Annotated in this window: 19 protein-coding genes; 8 read left to right on the top strand and 11 right to left on the bottom strand. The window is 62.9% G+C overall.

Annotation, left to right across the window (positions count from 1 at the left end; all coding sequences use genetic code 11):
• Nucleotides 1-465 precede the first annotated feature (465 nt).
• Nucleotides 466-1,665: a tyrosine--tRNA ligase gene (gene tyrS / locus E6B08_RS02650; RefSeq protein ID WP_136912665.1), complete on the bottom strand. Its 1,200-nt coding sequence runs from the start codon at nt 1,663-1,665 to the stop codon at nt 466-468.
• Between the two features lie 212 nt (nt 1,666-1,877).
• Here tyrS and E6B08_RS02645 point away from each other — a divergent pair, with 212 nt between their 5' ends.
• Complete coding sequence (locus E6B08_RS02645) at nt 1,878-3,281, top strand: peptidoglycan DD-metalloendopeptidase family protein (RefSeq protein ID WP_136912664.1); 1,404 nt, start codon at nt 1,878-1,880, stop codon at nt 3,279-3,281.
• A 3-nt stretch (nt 3,282-3,284) separates the two neighbouring features.
• Nucleotides 3,285-4,376, top strand: a complete 1,092-nt coding sequence (locus tag E6B08_RS02640) for an anhydro-N-acetylmuramic acid kinase (RefSeq protein ID WP_136912663.1) — start codon at nt 3,285-3,287, stop codon at nt 4,374-4,376.
• Between the two features lie 57 nt (nt 4,377-4,433).
• Here E6B08_RS02640 and erpA read toward each other — a convergent pair whose 3' ends face one another.
• The gene (gene erpA / locus E6B08_RS02635; protein ID WP_136912662.1) at nt 4,434-4,784 is read right to left on the bottom strand and encodes an iron-sulfur cluster insertion protein ErpA; all 351 of its coding nucleotides are present in this window, start codon (nt 4,782-4,784) and stop codon (nt 4,434-4,436) included.
• Nucleotides 4,785-4,930: 146 nt separating this feature from the next.
• The gene (gene argC, locus E6B08_RS02630; RefSeq protein WP_136912661.1) at nt 4,931-5,965 is read right to left on the bottom strand and encodes an N-acetyl-gamma-glutamyl-phosphate reductase; all 1,035 of its coding nucleotides are present in this window, start codon (nt 5,963-5,965) and stop codon (nt 4,931-4,933) included.
• 141 nt (nt 5,966-6,106) lie between these two features.
• Here argC and hemJ point away from each other — a divergent pair, with 141 nt between their 5' ends.
• The 5 genes from hemJ (at nt 6,107) to E6B08_RS02605 (ending at nt 9,566) form a co-directional block, all read left to right on the top strand.
• The gene (gene hemJ, locus E6B08_RS02625; protein WP_136912660.1) at nt 6,107-6,532 is read left to right on the top strand and encodes a protoporphyrinogen oxidase HemJ; all 426 of its coding nucleotides are present in this window, start codon (nt 6,107-6,109) and stop codon (nt 6,530-6,532) included.
• Between the two features lie 87 nt (nt 6,533-6,619).
• Complete coding sequence (locus E6B08_RS02620; protein WP_136912659.1) at nt 6,620-7,402, top strand: SDR family NAD(P)-dependent oxidoreductase; 783 nt, start codon at nt 6,620-6,622, stop codon at nt 7,400-7,402.
• A gap of 64 nt (nt 7,403-7,466) precedes the next feature.
• Complete coding sequence (locus E6B08_RS02615; RefSeq protein WP_012316537.1) at nt 7,467-7,805, top strand: histidine triad nucleotide-binding protein; 339 nt, start codon at nt 7,467-7,469, stop codon at nt 7,803-7,805.
• Nucleotides 7,806-7,870: 65 nt separating this feature from the next.
• Complete coding sequence (gene coq7 / locus E6B08_RS02610; protein ID WP_136912658.1) at nt 7,871-8,518, top strand: 2-polyprenyl-3-methyl-6-methoxy-1,4-benzoquinone monooxygenase; 648 nt, start codon at nt 7,871-7,873, stop codon at nt 8,516-8,518.
• Nucleotides 8,519-8,525: 7 nt separating this feature from the next.
• Nucleotides 8,526-9,566: a DUF2157 domain-containing protein gene (locus tag E6B08_RS02605; protein WP_136912657.1), complete on the top strand. Its 1,041-nt coding sequence runs from the start codon at nt 8,526-8,528 to the stop codon at nt 9,564-9,566.
• Nucleotides 9,567-9,605: 39 nt separating this feature from the next.
• Here the strand turns inward: E6B08_RS02605 and E6B08_RS02600 are convergent, their stop codons facing one another.
• Nucleotides 9,606-10,028: an OsmC family protein gene (locus E6B08_RS02600; protein ID WP_136912656.1), complete on the bottom strand. Its 423-nt coding sequence runs from the start codon at nt 10,026-10,028 to the stop codon at nt 9,606-9,608.
• A 189-nt stretch (nt 10,029-10,217) separates the two neighbouring features.
• Here E6B08_RS02600 and crp point away from each other — a divergent pair, with 189 nt between their 5' ends.
• Nucleotides 10,218-10,862, top strand: coding sequence for a cAMP-activated global transcriptional regulator CRP (gene crp, locus E6B08_RS02595; RefSeq protein WP_136912655.1), 645 nt, complete (start codon nt 10,218-10,220; stop codon nt 10,860-10,862).
• Here crp and E6B08_RS02590 read toward each other — a convergent pair.
• The 7 genes from E6B08_RS02590 to rpe all read right to left on the bottom strand — a co-directional run bounded on the left by E6B08_RS02590 (nt 10,859) and on the right by rpe (nt 17,290).
• On the bottom strand, nt 10,859-11,563 hold the full coding sequence (locus E6B08_RS02590) for a lipoate--protein ligase family protein (protein ID WP_136912654.1): 705 nt from the start codon (nt 11,561-11,563) through the stop codon (nt 10,859-10,861). The genes crp and E6B08_RS02590 overlap by 4 nt on opposite strands.
• Before the next feature lie 115 nt (nt 11,564-11,678).
• Nucleotides 11,679-12,512 carry an indole-3-glycerol phosphate synthase TrpC gene (trpC, locus tag E6B08_RS02585; RefSeq protein ID WP_136912653.1) on the bottom strand — a complete coding sequence of 278 codons (834 nt, stop codon included), beginning with the start codon at nt 12,510-12,512 and terminating at the stop codon, nt 11,679-11,681.
• Nucleotides 12,509-13,558, bottom strand: coding sequence for an anthranilate phosphoribosyltransferase (gene trpD / locus E6B08_RS02580; RefSeq protein ID WP_136912652.1), 1,050 nt, complete (start codon nt 13,556-13,558; stop codon nt 12,509-12,511). Before trpD ends, trpC begins: the two co-directional genes overlap by 4 nt.
• Before the next feature lie 9 nt (nt 13,559-13,567).
• On the bottom strand, nt 13,568-14,161 hold the full coding sequence (locus E6B08_RS02575) for an aminodeoxychorismate/anthranilate synthase component II (protein ID WP_136912651.1): 594 nt from the start codon (nt 14,159-14,161) through the stop codon (nt 13,568-13,570).
• 90 nt (nt 14,162-14,251) lie between these two features.
• Nucleotides 14,252-15,730 carry an anthranilate synthase component I gene (gene trpE / locus E6B08_RS02570; RefSeq protein WP_136912650.1) on the bottom strand — a complete coding sequence of 493 codons (1,479 nt, stop codon included), beginning with the start codon at nt 15,728-15,730 and terminating at the stop codon, nt 14,252-14,254.
• 70 nt (nt 15,731-15,800) lie between these two features.
• Complete coding sequence (locus E6B08_RS02565) at nt 15,801-16,619, bottom strand: phosphoglycolate phosphatase (RefSeq protein WP_136912649.1); 819 nt, start codon at nt 16,617-16,619, stop codon at nt 15,801-15,803.
• Nucleotides 16,616-17,290 carry a ribulose-phosphate 3-epimerase gene (rpe, locus tag E6B08_RS02560; protein WP_136912648.1) on the bottom strand — a complete coding sequence of 225 codons (675 nt, stop codon included), beginning with the start codon at nt 17,288-17,290 and terminating at the stop codon, nt 16,616-16,618. Before rpe ends, E6B08_RS02565 begins: the two co-directional genes overlap by 4 nt.
• Between the last annotated feature and the right edge of the window lie 134 nt (nt 17,291-17,424).

Genomic DNA, 17,424 nt, shown 5'->3' with positions numbered 1-17,424 from the left:
CACAAGCACCCACACGAATTGCTTGATTCAATTTGTTAAAGAGCGTTTGGTTAAGAGCGTTTCGTCTCAACCGAGGCGCGCATTCTACGCTTTCCTCATTTCGTGTCAAGCGTTTATTTTGAAGTTTTTTCCGAGAAACTCGTTTAGCTTCAAACACTTGACTCGCTGCGATCTCTCGTAGCGGGAGGCGAATAATACAGCGTTTAAAACCGCTGTCAACTGCCTTTTTCACCGCTGCCGATCAGTTGATCGAAGCCCTTTCAGCACCTACCGAACTATCTAACTCGTTGAATCTCAAGGAGTTTTTCGTTCCGTTGTCGCTGGAAGTGGTGCGCATTATAAGGAGATTAGAAACGGCGTCAACACTTAATTTGAAGATAATCAGATATTTAGCAAAAAGCCCAAAAGCAAAGCGGGGAGGCCTGCCGGCCTCCCCGCTTTTATATAGCTAAGCAAGCGCAACCATCACTCTGCCTTCAAGGTCACCCGAGCGAAGGCTTTCTTGCCAGCCTGGCAGACATGCGTGGCGCCAATAGCGAACATGAAATCACGCTCGACCACCGCCCCGTCCACCTTCACAGCACCACCGCTAAGCAGGTCCCGCGCTTGCGCCGAGTTCTTCACCAGGCCCGCACGGTTCAGTACAGCAGCAATCGGCAGGTCCTCAGCGGCAACAACCTCGACTTCCGGCAGGTCTTCGGGCAGTTCACCCTCTTTCATACGGTTACCCGCCGCACGGTGAGCGTTGGCAGCAGCCTCCTCGCCATGGAATCGCGCAACGATCTCTTCGGCCAACTTGATCTTGATGTCCCGCGGGTTCGCGCCAGCGGCCACATCGGCACGGAACTGATCGATCTCCTCCATCGAGCGGAAGCTCAGCAGCTCGAAGTAGCGCCACATCAGCGTGTCCGGGATCGACACCAGCTTGCTGTACATCACACCCGGCGCTTCCTGGATACCGACATAGTTACCCAGCGACTTGGACATCTTCTTCACGCCATCGAGCCCTTCGAGCAAGGGCATGGTGACGATGTTCTGCGCTTCCTGGCCGTAGGCGCGCTGCAATTCGCGCCCCATCAGCAGGTTGAACTTCTGGTCGGTGCCGCCAAGCTCGACGTCCGCCTTGAGCGCCACCGAGTCATATCCCTGCACCAGCGGGTAAAGGAACTCATGGATGGCGATCGGCTGATTGGTGGTGTAGCGCTTGTCGAAATCGTCACGCTCGAGCATGCGCGCCACGGTGTACTGCGACGCCAGGCGGATGAAGTCGGCGGGCGTCAGCTTGTCCATCCAGGTGGAGTTGAATGCCACCTCGGTCTTGGCCGGGTCGAGAATCTTGAACACCTGCTGCTTATAGGTCTCGGCATTCTCCAGCACCTGCTCGCGCGTCAGCGGCGGGCGAGTGGCACTCTTGCCGCTCGGGTCACCGATCATCCCGGTGAAGTCACCGATCAGGAAGATCACCTGGTGCCCCAGCTCCTGGAACTGGCGCAGCTTGTTGATCAGCACCGTGTGCCCCAAGTGCAGGTCCGGCGCAGTCGGGTCGAAGCCTGCCTTGATACGCAGTGGCTGGCCGCGCTTGAGCTTCTCAACCAGTTCCGACTCGACCAACACTTCTTCCGCACCGCGCTTGATAAGCGCCAGCTGCTCTTCAACCGACTTCATAGACAGACCCGCAAGGCTCAGATTCAAGGGGAGCCAACCATACAAGATCGGCCATCAAATACAAGTTTCGCAATGGAATGTGACCCGGCAGGCGCCTTGCGGCGTCTACGCGCCCTTGCGCGAAACTGGATTTGGTTATATTTTATACAGTTATTTCATCTTCATCATGTCATTCATCTTTTCCTTTTCACATTTTCAAAGTCTTTTTACCTATGACCAACGAAACGCCTAAAGCGCCCCCGCTTTATCCGAAAAGCCATCTGTTGGCCGCTAGCGGCATCGCCGCCCTGCTCAGCCTGGCCTTGCTGGTATTCCCTTCCAGCGAAGTCGAAGCCAAGAGAACCACCCTCAGCCTGGAGCTGGAAAGCCCGGCCGAACAACTCAAAGATCAATCCGACGCAGCCCCTGTGGAGCAGGCTGCGGGCGATCAAACCCCGCCTTTCGCACAGATCGAAGGCGCCGAACAGCCTACCGAACAGGCAACCAGCGAAGCACAGCCCGAAGCCAAGCAACCTGGCCACCGCGAAGTGACGGTTGCCAAGGGCGATACCCTGTCCACCCTGTTCGCCAAGGTCGGCCTGCCGGCCAACGTGGTTCACGACGTGCTCGCCAGCAACAAGCAGGCCAAGCAATTCAGCCAACTCAAGCACGGCCAGGTGCTGCAGTTCGAGCTCGACAAGGACGGCCAACTGGCCAGTCTGCACAGCAAGGTCAGCAATCTCGAGACCATTCGCCTGAGCAAGACCGACAAGGGCTACAGCTTCGATCGCGAAATCAGCAAGCCCGTAGTACGCAGCGCCTACGCCCACGGCGTGATCAAGAGTTCACTTTCGGCCTCGGCCCAACGTGCCGGCCTCTCCCACAGCCTGACCATGGACATGGCTCGCGTGCTGGGCTACGACATCGACTTCGCCCAGGACATCCGTCCCGGCGACGAATTCGACGTGGTGTACGAGCAGAAGGTCATGGACGGCAAGGTGGTCGGAACCGGCAATATCCTGTCGGCACGTTTCACCAACCGCGGCAAGACCTACACCGCAGTGCGCTATACCAACAAGCAGGGCAACACCAACTACTACACGGCCGACGGCAACAGCCTGCGCAAGGCGTTCATCCGCACCCCGGTAGATTTCGCCCGGATCAGCTCGCGATTCTCCGCCGGCCGCAAGCACCCGATCCTCAACAAGATTCGCGCGCACAAGGGTGTGGACTACGCCGCGCCCCGCGGCACCCCGATCAAAGCCGCCGGCGATGGCCGTATCGAGCTGGCTGGCCGCCGTGGCGGCTACGGCAACACCGTGATCATTGCCCACGGCAATCGCTACAAGACCCTGTACGGTCACATGCAGGGCTTTGCCAAGGGCATCAAGACCGGCAGCAGCGTCAAGCAAGGCCAGATCATCGGCTATATCGGTACTACCGGCCTGTCCACCGGCCCTCATCTGCACTATGAATTCCAGGTCAACGGTGTGCACGTCGATCCGCTGAGCCAGAAAGTGCCGATGGCCGATCCGATCGCCAAGGCCGAGCGTTCGCGCTTCCTGCAGCAGAGCCAACCGCTGATCGCCCGTATGGATCAGGAAAAGGCTACCCTGCTCGCCGCGAACAAGCGCTGAGCCATGGCGCTCTACCTGGGGGTGATGTCCGGCACCAGCCTCGATGGTCTGGATATCGCCCTGATCGAACAGAGCGAGCAGCCCCGCCTGCTCGCCACCCACTACCTGCCGATGCCGACCGAGCTTCGCCAGCACCTGCTGAGCCTATGCGCCAGCGGTCCTGACGAGATCGTGCGCGCCGCGCTGGCGGAGAACCAGTGGGCCACCCTCGCCGCCGAAGGCATCCAGGTACTGCTGGCGCGCCAGGGCCTCGAGCCCCGAGCCATCCGTGCCATTGGCAGTCACGGCCAAACCATCCGCCACGAGCCGTCCCAGGGCTTCACCGTGCAGATCGGCAACCCCGCCCTGCTCGCCGAGCTCACCGGCATCAGCGTGGTGGCCGACTTCCGTCGCCGCGACGTGGCTGCAGGTGGACAAGGCGCACCACTGGTACCGGCCTTCCACGAGACCTTGTTCGGTCACCTGGGCCAACGTTTGGCGGTACTCAATGTAGGCGGTTTCAGCAACCTCAGCCTGATCGCGCGGGACACGCCGGTACATGGCTTCGATTGCGGACCGGGCAACGTGCTGATGGATGCCTGGATCGAGCAGCAGTGCGGCCAGCGCTATGACGCCGATGGGGCCTGGGCGGCAACTGGAAAGGTGATCGACGAGCTACTCGCGGCGATGCTGGGCGATCCATTCTTTGCCGGTGCCGGCCCAAAGAGCACCGGTCGCGAGGTATTCAACCTGCCTTGGCTGCAAGGCCACCTGTCCCGTCTGCCCGGCTATCGTGACGAAGACGTGCAGGCCACGCTGCTCGAACTGACCGCACGCAGCATCATCGAATCGCTGGGTAATGCCCAGCAGGGTACCGAAGCGCTACTGGTCTGCGGCGGCGGTGCACGTAATGGCGCCTTGATGGCCCGCCTGGCCGCACTGCTGCCTGGAGCCCAGGTCGCCAGCACCGACGCCCATGGCGTAGACCCGGACTGGGTCGAGGGCATGGCCTTCGCTTGGCTCGCTCACTGCTGCCTGGAAGGCATCCCCGCCAACCGCCCGAGCGTTACCGCGGCCAAGGGGCTGCGCATTCTCGGGGCAATCTACCCCGCCTAACACTGGCCACAATGCAAAACGCCGCGCAAATGCGCGGCGTTTTCGTACCTGCTGCCCTCAGATCGAGAACGAAGAACCGCAACCGCAGGTGGTGGCCGCGTTCGGGTTCTTGATCACGAAACGCGAACCTTCCAGACCTTCCTGGTAATCCACCTCGGCGCCGGCCAGGTACTGGAAGCTCATCGGGTCGACTACCAGCGATACGCCTTCGCGCTCGACGATGGTGTCGTCCTCGGCCACGTCTTCATCGAAAGTGAAGCCATACTGGAAGCCCGAGCAGCCGCCGCCCGTCACGAATACACGCAACTTCAGACGATCATTGCCTTCCTCGGTGACCAGGGTCTTCACCTTTTGTGCAGCCCCGTGGGTAAATTCAAGAACCGTAGGGGTAAAGGTTTCGACGCTCATGTTGATTCTCCCGGCGCTGGTGCCGCCATAAAACTCGATGACGCGCATTATCCGCTTCCCCGAGAAAATTGGTCAAGAATTGTGCGGCTTTAGTCTGTGCAAAGAAAAAGGCCCGCACGAGGCGGGCCTTTTCGACAACCAGGCAGTTACGGCAGCAGGCCGGCGTGGGACAGCCCCATGCGCTCGTCCAGGCCAAACAGGATGTTGAGGTTCTGTACCGCCTGGCCCGATGCGCCCTTGACCAGGTTGTCGATGACCGACAGTACCACCACCAGGTCACCACCTTGCGGGCGGTGGACAGCGATGCGGCAGACGTTGGCACCGCGCACGCTGCGGGTTTCTGGATGGCTACCGGCCGGCATCACGTCGACGAACGGTTCATCGGCATAGCGCTTCTCGAACAGCGCCTGGAGGTCGACCGAGGTATCGGCGACCGTTGCGTACAGGGTTGCATGGATGCCGCGGATCATCGGCGTCAGGTGCGGCACGAAGGTCAGGCCGATGTCCTTGCCTGCAGCCTGGCGCAGGCCCTGGCTGATTTCCGGGAGGTGGCGGTGGCCCTTCACGGCATAGGCCTTCATGCTCTCGCCCGCCTCACAGAACAGCGAGCCCACGGCGGCCCCGCGACCGGCGCCGCTGACGCCCGACTTGCAGTCGGCGATAAGGCGCGAAGTGTCGGCCAGGCCGGCTTCGAGCAGCGGCAGGAAGCCCAGCTGGGTAGCGGTCGGGTAGCAACCCGGCACGGCAATCAGGCGAGCCTGGCGAATCTTCTCGCGGTTGACCTCGGGCAGGCCGTAGACGGCGTCCTTGAGCAGCTCGGGTGCGCCGTGCGGCTGGCCATACCATTTGCCCCACTCGGTGGCGTCCTGCAGGCGGAAGTCGGCCGACAGGTCGATGACCTTGGTGCCCGCTGCCAGCAACTCGCCGGCCAGGGCGTGGGCGACACCGTGCGGAGTGGCGAAGAACACCACGTCGCAGGCTGCCAGGGTCTTGCTGTCCGGAACGCTGAAGGCCAGGCCGTCGTAGTGACCGCGCAGGTTCGGGTACATGTCGGCGACGGCAACGCCCGCTTCGGAGCGTGACGTGATGACTGCGACTTCTGCCTGCGGGTGCTGTGCCAGCAGACGCAACAGTTCGACACCGGTGTAACCCGTGCCGCCGACGATACCGACCTTGATCATAACGCTTGCCCCTTTTCAACGAGCCCACTGGAAAGCGCACGATAATAGGGGCCTGGGGCGCCTGTAACAACTCTTCAGGTGTTCCTTCGGGCACTTGGCCTCTACTATCTGACGACCGTGAATCCTGAAGGAACTCCCTCCATGCTCTATCTATGGATCAAAGCGCTGCATATCGTCAGTGTCGTCTGCTGGTTCGCCGGCCTGTTCTACCTGCCGCGCCTGTTCGTGTACCACGCGCAAAGCGAAGACAAAGTCAGCCAGGACCGCTTCGTGGTCATGGAGCGCAAACTGTTTCGCGGCATCATGAACCCGGCCATGGTCGCCACCTACGTGTTCGGCGCCTGGATGCTCTACCTGACGCCGGGCTGGCTCAGCCAGGGCTGGCTGCACGCCAAGCTCACCCTGGTCATCCTGCTAACCGGCTATCACCACATGTGCAGCGCCCAGCGCAAGCGCTTCGCCAACGGCACCAACACCCGCAGCCACGTGTATTACCGCTGGTTCAACGAAGTGCCGGTGTTGTTCCTGCTGGCGATCGTCATCCTGGTGGTGGTCAAGCCGTTCTAGGCACCTTGAGCGCCGATACGAAAGGCAACACTTTGCCCAGTCACGCGCTGTACACTACGTGCCCTCACCCGCCATCAGGAGCCTTGCATGACCCGTTACGCCATGATCACCGGCGCTTCCAGCGGCCTGGGCCTGGCCCTGGCGGAAGCCCTGGCGCGGCGCGGGCGCAACCTGATCCTGGTGGCACGCCACCGGGAAACCCTGGAACCCGTGGCCATCGAGCTCACCCAGCGGTTTGGCGTCGAGGTGTTGCTGCGAGCCTGCGACCTCAGCCAGCCGCTGCGCCTGTCGGGCTTCGTGCTCGAACTCGAAGAAGGCGAACGGCGCATAGACCTGCTGGTCAACTGTGCCGGGCAACGCACCTACGGGCCGTTCCTGGCCCATGAGTGGGCCGATGAACAGGACCTGCTGGAGGTCAACATCCTCGCCTTGAGCCGCTTGTGCCACGCCATCGGCAACTTGATGGCGCTTCAGGGTGGCGGGCAGATCCTCAACGTCGCCGGCCTTGCAGCCATCGCGCCGGGCCCCTGGATGGCCGCGTACGCGGCCAGCAAAGCCTATGTGATGAGTTTTTCCCAGGCCTTGCGCGAGGAACTCAAGCGCACCGGCATCAAGGTCTCGGTGCTGTGCCCCGGCCCGATACGCTCTGCACGCCGGCCCATCCCCCGGCTGGACGGCAACAGCCGCTGCCTGAGCCCCGAGGAAGTCGCCCTGTATGCCGTGCGCGCGCTGGACCGCAACCACGCCGTGATCATTCCCGGACGACGCAATCGCTGGCTGGCGTTCGCCCCGCGCCTGCTACCTGCCTGGCTGGTGCGCAAGCTGGCCGGCGTCATCCACCGCCGCTACTGCCCGGTCGGAATGGAATAGCCACTGGGCGAGCGGCGCCGGGCTGAGTAAACTCGGCGCGGACCCTCACCATGGAGCAAGTGCTGTGGACGATTTATTCATCAAGATCATCAACCGGGAAATCCCGGCGAAGATCATCTACGAGGACGACCAGGTTCTGGCGTTCCACGACATCGCCCCCCAGGCGCCGGTGCACTTTCTGGTCATCCCGAAAAAGCACATCCGCACCCTCAACGACCTGACCGAAGAGGACAAGGGCCTGGCGGGCCACATCCTGTTCACTGCCCAGCGCCTGGCCAAGGAGCTTGGCTGCGAGGACGGCTTCCGTGTGGTCATGAACTGCAACGAGCAAGGTGGGCAGACCGTCTACCACATCCACATGCACGTGCTCGGCCAGCGCCAGATGCACTGGCCGCCGGGCTGATCCAGGGCAGGCGACCCCGCATCGATTGCGTTAAACTGTCGGGCACATTCTTGCGGAGGTGCCCGATGGCTACCGAACGTCACTACTCGCCGCTCGACCGCTTGTTGCTGCAGGCCGATACCGCCATGCGCACCTTGCTGCCCTTCAGCGGCCAACCTTCCCGCCCATCGCCTGCCATCATCCAGCCGGATGCCGAGCTGGACGAGGCCCAGTCCCGCCATATCGCCGGGCTGATGCGTATCAACCACACCGGCGAAGTCTGCGCCCAGGCGCTGTACCAGGGCCAGGCCCTGACCGCGAAGCTGCCCGAGGTGCGCAAGGCCATGGAGCATGCCGCCGAGGAAGAAATCGACCACCTGGCCTGGTGCGAGCAGCGCATCCGCCAGCTCAACAGCCATCCCAGCGTGCTCAATCCGCTGTTCTATGGCATGTCGTTCGGCATTGGTGCCCTGGCCGGGCTGGTCAGCGACAAAGTCAGCCTGGGCTTCGTCGCCGCCACCGAGCACCAAGTGTGCAAGCATCTGGACGAGCATCTGGAGCAACTCCCGCATGAGGACGAAAAGTCCCGAGCGATCCTCGAGCAGATGCGCGTGGACGAAGAACACCACGCCGAGTCGGCCCTGGAGGCCGGCGGCTATCGTTTCCCCGCCCCCGTGCGCTTTGGCATGAGCCTGTTGGCCAAGGTCATGACCAAGAGCACCTACCGCATCTGAGCCCGCCATGACGGATCGAATCGACGCCAAGGACCTGGCGCGCGCCGTGCAAGCCGGCGTTCTCCAGCCGGGCCAGGACCAGGCCCTGCTGGCGTTCCTGCGCCAACAACCGGCAACGCGTGGCAGCTTGCAACTGGCCCATGCCGCCTTCTACTTCGGCGCCCTGCTGATCATGGGCGCCATGGGCTGGCTGCTCAACGAAGCCTGGATGCGCATCGGCGACTGGGCACTGCTGGCCATCGCCAGCCTGTATATCCTGCTGCTCACCGGCTTGGCGCTACATCTGCAGCGACGCGGCCAGGCTGTGGCGGGCGGGGTGCTGGCGGCGGTCGCGGTCAGCATCGTGCCACTGGTGGTGTTCGCCATCGAGCGGCTGGTTGGCTGGTGGCCACTTGACGATGGGCAAACGGACTACCACGACTACTACGCCTATGTGCGCGGCGGTTGGCTGTTGATGGAGGCCGCGACAGTGGTGGCCGGGCTGCTGATGCTGAGGTTAGTCCCCTATCCATTCATCGCCATGCCGATCGCCGTGGCCCTGTGGTTCATGTCGATGGACCTGAGCGCCTGGGTCTATGGCGCGCCCTTTACCTGGGAGCAGCGCCTCACGGTGTCGCTGTGGTTCGGCCTGGGCTTGCTGGTGGTCGTGCTGCTGGTGGATGGCCGCACGCGCCAGGACTATGCCCACTGGGGCTACCTGGCAGGGCTGGCGGCCTTCTGGGGTGGATTGACCTTGATGGAAAGCGAAAGCGAACTGGGCAAGGCCTTCTACTGCCTGATCAATCTAGGGCTGATGGCGATCGCCATACTGTTGCGGCGCCCGGTGTTCATGGTGTTCGGAGCGCTGGGGGTTGCCGCGTACCTGGGCTACCTGTCGTATGAGGTGTTCGCCAACTCGCTGCTGTTCCCCGTTGTGTTGACCTTGATCGGCCTCGGGGTGATCGGCTTGGGGTTGGCGTACCAGAAGCGGCGCGAGCACTTGAGCCAGTCGGCACGGGAGTGCTTGCCGCAGTGGTTGCTCGCGGCGTTGCCGGCGCTGCGTAACTGAGATCGACGGGGCCGCCTTGCGGCCCCAGCAATGTCCGGCTCAACCCAGCTCGACGATCTCGTAGCCGTGGGTGATTTCCACGCCAGCACGCTCCAGCATGATCGATGCCGAGCAATACTTCTCGGCCGACAGCTCGACCGCGCGTTTGACCTGCGCCTCTTTGAGCCCGCGTCCTTTCACCACGAAGTTCATGTGGATCTTGGTGAACACCTTCGGGTCCTCGCCGGCACGATCCGCTTCGAGGAACGCCTCGCAGCTTTCTACCGCCTGGCGCGACTTTTTCAGGATACTCACGACGTCGAAGCTGCTGCAGCCGCCCAGGCCGAGCAGGAGCATTTCCATCGGGCGCACGCCCAGGTTACGACCACCGGCTTCGGGCGGGCCATCCATCACCACGACATGGCCGCTCCCCGACTCGCCGAGGAACATCGCTTCGCCGGCCCACTGGATGCGTGCCTTCATCTATCCATACTCCTGAAATTCGGAAAAGGGTGTCAGCTTAAGGGTTGTGTAGCTATCGGAAAAGCTCAAGACGCTGCGCTTTTGTGCTTAATCGACCACAGTGTCTGATAAGCTGGCGCCAATCGACTGGCGCTCCTGCCAGATAGCCTCTATAAAAAGCCTCCGCGTCGCATCGAACAGGATTTCGTGATGGTTGCCTCTGCCCTACCCGCCAAGATCAAGAACATCGACAAGCTGCTGGTGCATTGCCAGCGCCGCCGCTACACCGCCAAGAGCAACATCATCTGCGCTGGCGACCGTGCCGATACGCTGTCGTTCATCATCAAGGGTTCGGTGACCATCCTCATCGAGGATGACGAAGGCCACGAGATGATCATCGCCTACCTCAACAGCGGTGATTTCTTCGGCGAACTGGGCCTGTTCGAACCGGCCGGCAGCGACCAGCAACGCAGCGCCTGGGTACGCGCCAAGACCGAGTGCGAAGTGGCCGAAATCAGCTACGACAAGTTCCGCGAGCTGGCCCGCCAGGACCCGGAGATCCTCTACGCGCTCGGCAGCCAGATGGCCCAGCGCCTGCGCAACACCACGCGCAAGGTCGGCGACCTGGCGTTTTTCGATGTCACCGGCCGCGTCGCCCGTTGCTTGCTCGACCTGTGCAAGCAGCCGGATGCCATGACCCACCCAGACGGCATGCAAATCAAGATCACTCGCCAGGAAATCGGCCGGATCGTCGGTTGCTCGCGGGAAATGGTCGGCCGCGTCCTCAAGGACCTCGAGGAACGCAGCTTGGTGCAAGTCAAAGGCAAGACCATGGTGGTCTACGGCACCCGTTAATCCTTGGGCAGCGCCGCCAGCACTTCGCCATAAGCCCGCGACAGGCGCTCGAACCAAGGCGCCTGGGGCGCGACCTCATGCAGGGCGATGTGGCTGTCGGCACGGCAACGCTGTTCGAGGTCGCAGCATTCATTGAAACGGTTGACCGCCGCCACCATCGACTCACGCTCGTCGTCCAGCAACAATGCGCCATGCACCAGCACCACCGGACGCTTGCCGCCCAGGCCTTGGCGCCAGCGCTGGGCCGTGCCGACCAGCTTGCGGCCATTGAGGTTGACGTTGTAGCGGCCATCGCAGAAGGCCCCATCGATCTCGCCCACCGAAGCCACCCCACCCCATTCGCGCAGAACGTCGCACAGCGGCAGGCACAGCCGCTCGTAGGCGTTTTCGATCCGGCCATGATCCCCTTCGCTGCGCGGCGCGACGTACACCAATGCCACGTTCACCGTCGAATGCGACTGAGGCACAGGTTCCCCGCCGGTTTCGCGCAGCAGCACGGGCCAGCCGGCGATGGCCAGTTCCGCGCAGGCGATTTCGAAGTTTTCCAGGCGGCTCATGCGACGGGGCATGACCAGAGCATGATCGGTGGGGCGCCAGAACAGGACACCGGCTTCGCGTTCGCCACGGCAGACGGCGGCGAGCAGTTCCTGTTCGGCGTGCAGACCTTGCTCGACGGTCAGGGCCAGGGGTTGGTCGGTCATGGGGCCACCTATGATGTTGGGGCCACCGGCCCTTTCGCGGGCAAGCCCGCGCCTGCAGGGACGGTGCTGGATTGCAGAGGCATGAAAAAGCCGGCATCAGCCGGCTTGGTTTCGATCAGTCCAAGGATTGAACGGTCTTCTTCACCTGTTCCGGGAAGAACAACCGCTGCAATTCCAGGCCCGGCTGCTCGGCGCGCATGAACGCCTCACCGACCAGGAACGAGTAGACCTCGTTGATTTCCATCAGCTCCACGTCGGCGCGGTTGAGAATGCCGCTTTCAGTGATGGCCAGGCGGTCGCGGGGGATGCGCGGCAGCAGGTCGAGGGTCGTTTCCAGACTGACTTCGAAGGTGTGCAGGTTGCGGTTGTTGACCCCGACCAGTGGCGTGTCGAGGGTTTTCAAGGCCCGCTCCAGCTCATCGCCATCATGCACTTCGACCAGCACGTCGAGACCGACGTCCTTGGCTGTAGCGGCCAGCTCGGCCATTTTCACATCGTCCAGAGCCGAAACGATCAGCAGCACGCAGTCGGCACCCAAGGCCCGGGCTTCGACGATCTGGTACGGGTCGACCATGAAGTCCTTGCGGATCACCGGCAGTGCAACCGCGGCACGCGCCTGCTGCAGGTACTCGTCGGCGCCCTGGAAGTAGTCCACATCGGTCAATACCGACAGGCAGGTCGCCCCGCCTTTTTCGTAGCTGACGGCAATTTCCGCCGGTACGAAGTTCTCGCGGATGACGCCCTTGCTGGGCGACGCCTTCTTGATCTCGGCGATGACCGCAGGCTGCTTGCGCTTGGCCTGTTCGATCAGGGCATTGGCAAAGCCACGCGGCGCATCGGCCGTCTTGGCCAGGCGCTCCAGCTCGGCCAGGCTGACCCGCGCACTGCGCTCGGCCACTTCCTCGAACTTGCGGGCGATCATCCTTTCCAGCACCGTCGGCACGCTCATGCTTCGTTCTCCACCTTGAATACCGCGGTAAATGCACCCAGCTCCTGCAGCTTTTCCCAGGCAAGGCCGGTGTGCAATACGTCATGCGCCAGTTCGACGCCGGTCTTGAGGCTCATCGCATGATCGGCAGCGTACAGCGCTGCGCCAGCATTGAGCACGATCATTTCGGCGGCCTTCTGGCCATTTTCGGTCTTGCGCCGGCCCAACGCATCGCGGATCAACTCCAGCGACGCTTGCGGGCCTTCGACCGCCAGGCCATGCAAGCTCTGGCTCTTTATACCGAGATCTTCCGGCTCGACCCAGTACTCAAGGATTTCATCGTTTTTCAACTCGGCCACATAGGTCGGCGCAGCCAGGCTGAACTCGTCCAGGCCGTCCTTGGAGTGCACCACCAGCACGTGCTTGCTGCCCAGGCGCTGCAGCACCTCGGCCAGGGGCCGGCACAGGGCCTGGGTGAACACGCCGACCACCTGGTGTTTCACACCGGCCGGGTTCGTAAGCGGGCCGAGCATGTTGAACAAGGTGCGCAGGCCCAGGTCGCGACGCGGGCCGGCGGCATGTTTCATCGCCGAATGGTGGCTCTGGGCGAACATGAAGCCGATGCCCAGGCTGTCGATGCAGCGGGCGACCTGGGTTGGCGTCAGGTTCAGGTAGATGCCGGCGGCTTCCAGCAGGTCGGCACTGCCGCATTTGCCCGACACCGCCCGGTTGCCATGCTTGGCGACGGTGCAGCCAGCGGCAGCGAGGACGAACGACGAGGCGGTGGAGACGTTGAAGATGTTGGCGCCATCGCCTCCCGTGCCGACGATGTCGACCACACCCTCGAGGTTGTTCAGCTCGACCTTGTCGGCCAGCTCACGCATCACCGACACGGCACCGACGATCTCGTCGATGCTCTCGCTCTTCATTCGCATGCCCATGAGGAACGCGCCGATCTGCGCTTCGCTGCACTGACCGGTCATGATCTGGCGCATGACGTCGCGCATTTCCTCGGTGGACAGGTCCAGGTGGCCGACGATACGGCTCAACGCGGTTTTGATATCCATGTTCGGTCCTTAGCGGCGGCCGCCGGTCTGCTTGAGGAAGTTGGCGAACAGCTCGTGGCCCTGCTCGGTGAGGATGGACTCGGGGTGGAACTGCACCCCTTCGATATTCAGGGTCTTGTGGCGCAGGCCCATGATCTCGTCGACCGAACCGTCTTCCAGCGCGGTCCAGGCGGTGACTTCCAGGCAGTCGGGCAGGGTTTCGCGCTTGACCACCAGCGAATGGTAGCGGGTCACGGTCAACGGGTTGTTGAGGCCGGCGAATACCCCCAGGTCGCGGTGATGCACCGGGCTGGTCTTGCCATGCATGACCTGGCGGGCACGCACCACATCGCCGCCAAAGGCCTGGCCGATGGACTGGTGGCCCAGGCACACGCCCAGGATCGGCAGCTTGCCGGCGAAATGCAGGATGGCTTCGATGGAAACACCTGCCTCACTCGGCGTGCAGGGTCCCGGCGAGACGACGATGCGCTCGGGGTTCAGGGCTTCGATCTGGGCGATGGTCATTTCGTCGTTGCGAATGACCTTGACCTCGGCACCCAGCTCGCCCAGGTACTGGACGACGTTGTAGGTGAAGGAGTCGTAGTTGTCGATCATCAGTAACATCGGGCTAAACCTCTTGAATCTACTGATTGCAAATATGTCCGGGCGGCTTTTGCACTGCGCCGCCACTCACAAGGTGCAGGGGCCGCAGGCTTACCTGGATGTCTGCTCAGCCAGGGCCACTGCCCGGAACATCGCCCGACGTTTGTTGATGGTTTCTTCCCACTCCAGCGCAGGGACCGAATCGGCGACGATGCCGCCCCCGGCCTGCACATGCAGTTCGCCGTCCTTGATCACCGCGGTGCGGATGGCGATCGCCGTGTCCATGTTGCCGTTCCAGGCGAAATAACCGACCGCGCCCCCGTACACGCCACGCTTGACCGGTTCGAGCTCGTCGATGATTTCCATGGCGCGGATCTTCGGTGCTCCCGACAGGGTGCCGGCCGGCAGGATCGCCCGCAGGGCATCCATGGCGGTGAGGCCTTCGCGCAACTGGCCGGTGACGTTGGAAACGATGTGCATCACGTTGGAATAACGCTCGATGACCATTTTCTCGGTCAGGCGCACGCTACCGGTGGACGACACCCGACCCACGTCGTTGCGGCCCAGGTCGATCAGCATCAGGTGCTCGGCGATCTCCTTCTCGTCCGACAACAGGTCGTCTTCCAGCGCGCGGTCGGCCTCCTCGCTGGCACCGCGCGGGCGGGTACCGGCGATAGGACGAACGGTGACCAGATTGTCCTCGACCCGTACCAGCACCTCGGGCGAGCTGCCGACCACATGGAAGTCGCCGAAGTTGAAGAAGTACATGTAGGGCGTCGGGTTGAAGCAGCGCAGCGCCCGGTACAGGTCGATGGGCGCGGCCTTGAAGTCGATCGACATGCGTTGCGACGGCACCACCTGCATGCAGTCACCGGCCAGGATGTATTCCTTGATACGCCCTACCGCGTTCTCGTAGTCGTCGCGGGTATAGCTGGAGCGGAATTCCGGCTCGGCCGCCATCGGGCCGCTCAGGTCCAGGCCACGGCGCGGGGTGATCGGCTGACGGAGTTTTTCCAGCAGGCCCTGCAGACGTGCCTGGCCTTGCTCGAAGGCCTGCTCCTGGGCAGGGTCGACGAGGACGATGGCGTGCATCTTGCCGGCCAGGTTGTCGAACACCACCACCGCATCGGACACCATCAGCAGGATGTCCGGTACACCCAGCGGGTCCGGGTTCGGGCTGGCGCCCAGGCGTTTTTCCACGTATCGCACGCAGTCGTAGCCGAAGTAGCCGACCAAGCCACCATTGAAGCGTGGCAGGCCTGGAATGTCGGCGACCTTGTAGCGTTCCTTGAAGGCCTCGACGAACGCGAGCGGATCCTCGACATCGTGGCTTTCCACTTCGACGTCATCTTGCAGGATGCTGACATGGTAGCCGTGCACGCGCATCACGGTGCGCGACGGCAAGCCGATCATCGAGTAGCGGCCCCACTTCTCGCCGCCCTGGACGGACTCGAGCAGATAGGAGTTGGCCTGGTCGGCGAGTTTCAGATAGATCGACAGCGGCGTGTCGAAGTCGGCCAGGGTTTCACAGGCCAGGGGAATACGGTTGTAGCCGGCAGCGGCCAGGCGCAGGAATTCTTCGCGGGTCATGGGTAGCCTCGTGGCAAGCAGCAATAGAGTCGGGCAAGCGGACGGGCCGGCGGGCGCCGGCGGGCAAAAGTCAGGCGCGCCAGCGCCAACGGGCCAGGGCCTTGATGACTTTCATCCAGAACTTGCCAGTTACCGCCACGGTGGACTCTCTGTCTTGTGAGGCTTGAAGATCCGCCAACGTTATCCCAGTGGCCGCATCTAAGCAACCAGGCAACAACGCCCGCAGGTCGTCGACCACCAGGTTCGGCGCTTCGTCGACGATCGGCCGGCCATGGTTGTAGCCATAGCTGAGGCCCACGCACTGCACGCCTGCGGCCTTGGCGGCCAGTACATCGCTGCGCGAGTCGCCGACGAACAGCGATTGCGCCGGGGTGACGCCGGCCATCTGCATGACGAACAGCAGCGCGGCCGGGTCGGGTTTTTTCTGTGGCAGCGTGTCACCGCCTATGATCCAGCGGAAATAGCGGCCGAGCTTCATCTGGTCGAGCAACGGCCCGACGAAACGCTCGGGCTTGTTGGTGATCAGCGCCATTTCCACACCTTGCTTGCGCAGCCACAGCAAGGTGTCCTGGACGCCGGGGTAGACGACGGTCAGCTCATGGCTCTCGGCGTAGGCCTCCATGAACAGGGCCAGGCCCCGTTCGGCCAGGGCATCGTCCACGCTGTCGTGTTCGATACCGCCCGCCAGGGCCCGACGCACCAGGACCTGGGCGCCGTTGCCGACCCAGTGGCGGACTGCCTCGAGGCCTGCGGGCGGACGCCCCAGTTCGAGCAGCATGCGGTCCACGGCGGCGGCCAGGTCCGGTACCGAGTCGATCAGGGTACCGTCCAGATCGAACATCACCAGCCTGGGCAGCGTCCCTGGGAACAGCTGCTCGAAGCCGCTCATGGGCGGGCCTGGGCCAGTTCGGCGCGCATCTTGGCGATGACTTCCTGGTAGTCGGGGGCATTGAAGATGGCCGAGCCCGCGACGAAGGTGTCGGCGCCAGCGGCGGCGATTTCGCGAATGTTGTTGACGTTGACGCCACCGTCGATCTCCAGGCGGATATCACGGCCACTGGCGTCGATCAGGGCGCGGGCCTCGCGCAGCTTGTCGAGGGTCCCGGGGATGAACTTCTGCCCGCCGAAGCCTGGGTTGACGCTCATCAGCAGGACCATGTCGACCTTGTCCATCACGTACTTCAGCGCATCCAGACTGGTGGCCGGGTTGAACACCAGGCCGGCCTTGCAACCACCGTCGCGGATCAACTGCAGCGAGCGGTCGATGTGTTGCGAGGCTTCCGGATGGAAGGTGATGTAGGTGGCGCCGGCTTCGATGAAGTCGCCGATGATGCGGTCGACCGGGCTGACCATCAGGTGCACGTCGATCGGTGCGGTGACGCCGTATTTGCGCAGCGCGGTGCAGACCATCGGGCCGATGGTCAGGTTGGGCACGTAGTGGTTGTCCATCACATCGAAGTGGACGATGTCGGCGCCGGCGGCCAGCACCTTGTCGACGTCCTCGCCCAGACGAGCGAAATCGGCGGAGAGAATGGAGGGGGCAATAGCGTAGGGCTGCATGGCGCACCTGTTGGGCAAGAATCACGGTGGCGCGCATTGTAACTCAGGGAAACCGATCAGGGCTGATTGGTATCAATGGGTGTCTACCAGCGGCTAATGCCTGTCCAGGCCCTTTCGCGGCGGTTCGGCGCGAA

It is taken from the genome of Pseudomonas putida, from assembly GCF_005080685.1.
Lineage (GTDB): Bacteria > Pseudomonadota > Gammaproteobacteria > Pseudomonadales > Pseudomonadaceae > Aquipseudomonas > Aquipseudomonas putida_V.
This window is presented reverse-complemented; position numbering and strand designations above follow the sequence as displayed.

Coding starts and splice junctions, on each gene's coding strand:
- tyrS (WP_136912665.1), bottom strand. CDS start 1,665: ATGAAGTCGGTTGAAGAGCAGCTGGCGCTTATCAAGCGCGGTGCGGAA.
- E6B08_RS02645 (WP_136912664.1), top strand. CDS start 1,878: ATGACCAACGAAACGCCTAAAGCGCCCCCGCTTTATCCGAAAAGCCAT.
- E6B08_RS02640 (WP_136912663.1), top strand. CDS start 3,285: ATGGCGCTCTACCTGGGGGTGATGTCCGGCACCAGCCTCGATGGTCTG.
- erpA (WP_136912662.1), bottom strand. CDS start 4,784: ATGAGCGTCGAAACCTTTACCCCTACGGTTCTTGAATTTACCCACGGG.
- argC (WP_136912661.1), bottom strand. CDS start 5,965: ATGATCAAGGTCGGTATCGTCGGCGGCACGGGTTACACCGGTGTCGAA.
- hemJ (WP_136912660.1), top strand. CDS start 6,107: ATGCTCTATCTATGGATCAAAGCGCTGCATATCGTCAGTGTCGTCTGC.
- E6B08_RS02620 (WP_136912659.1), top strand. CDS start 6,620: ATGACCCGTTACGCCATGATCACCGGCGCTTCCAGCGGCCTGGGCCTG.
- coq7 (WP_136912658.1), top strand. CDS start 7,871: ATGGCTACCGAACGTCACTACTCGCCGCTCGACCGCTTGTTGCTGCAG.
- E6B08_RS02605 (WP_136912657.1), top strand. CDS start 8,526: ATGACGGATCGAATCGACGCCAAGGACCTGGCGCGCGCCGTGCAAGCC.
- E6B08_RS02600 (WP_136912656.1), bottom strand. CDS start 10,028: ATGAAGGCACGCATCCAGTGGGCCGGCGAAGCGATGTTCCTCGGCGAG.
- crp (WP_136912655.1), top strand. CDS start 10,218: ATGGTTGCCTCTGCCCTACCCGCCAAGATCAAGAACATCGACAAGCTG.
- E6B08_RS02590 (WP_136912654.1), bottom strand. CDS start 11,563: ATGACCGACCAACCCCTGGCCCTGACCGTCGAGCAAGGTCTGCACGCC.
- trpC (WP_136912653.1), bottom strand. CDS start 12,512: ATGAGCGTGCCGACGGTGCTGGAAAGGATGATCGCCCGCAAGTTCGAG.
- trpD (WP_136912652.1), bottom strand. CDS start 13,558: ATGGATATCAAAACCGCGTTGAGCCGTATCGTCGGCCACCTGGACCTG.
- E6B08_RS02575 (WP_136912651.1), bottom strand. CDS start 14,161: ATGTTACTGATGATCGACAACTACGACTCCTTCACCTACAACGTCGTC.
- trpE (WP_136912650.1), bottom strand. CDS start 15,730: ATGACCCGCGAAGAATTCCTGCGCCTGGCCGCTGCCGGCTACAACCGT.
- E6B08_RS02565 (WP_136912649.1), bottom strand. CDS start 16,619: ATGAGCGGCTTCGAGCAGCTGTTCCCAGGGACGCTGCCCAGGCTGGTG.
- rpe (WP_136912648.1), bottom strand. CDS start 17,290: ATGCAGCCCTACGCTATTGCCCCCTCCATTCTCTCCGCCGATTTCGCT.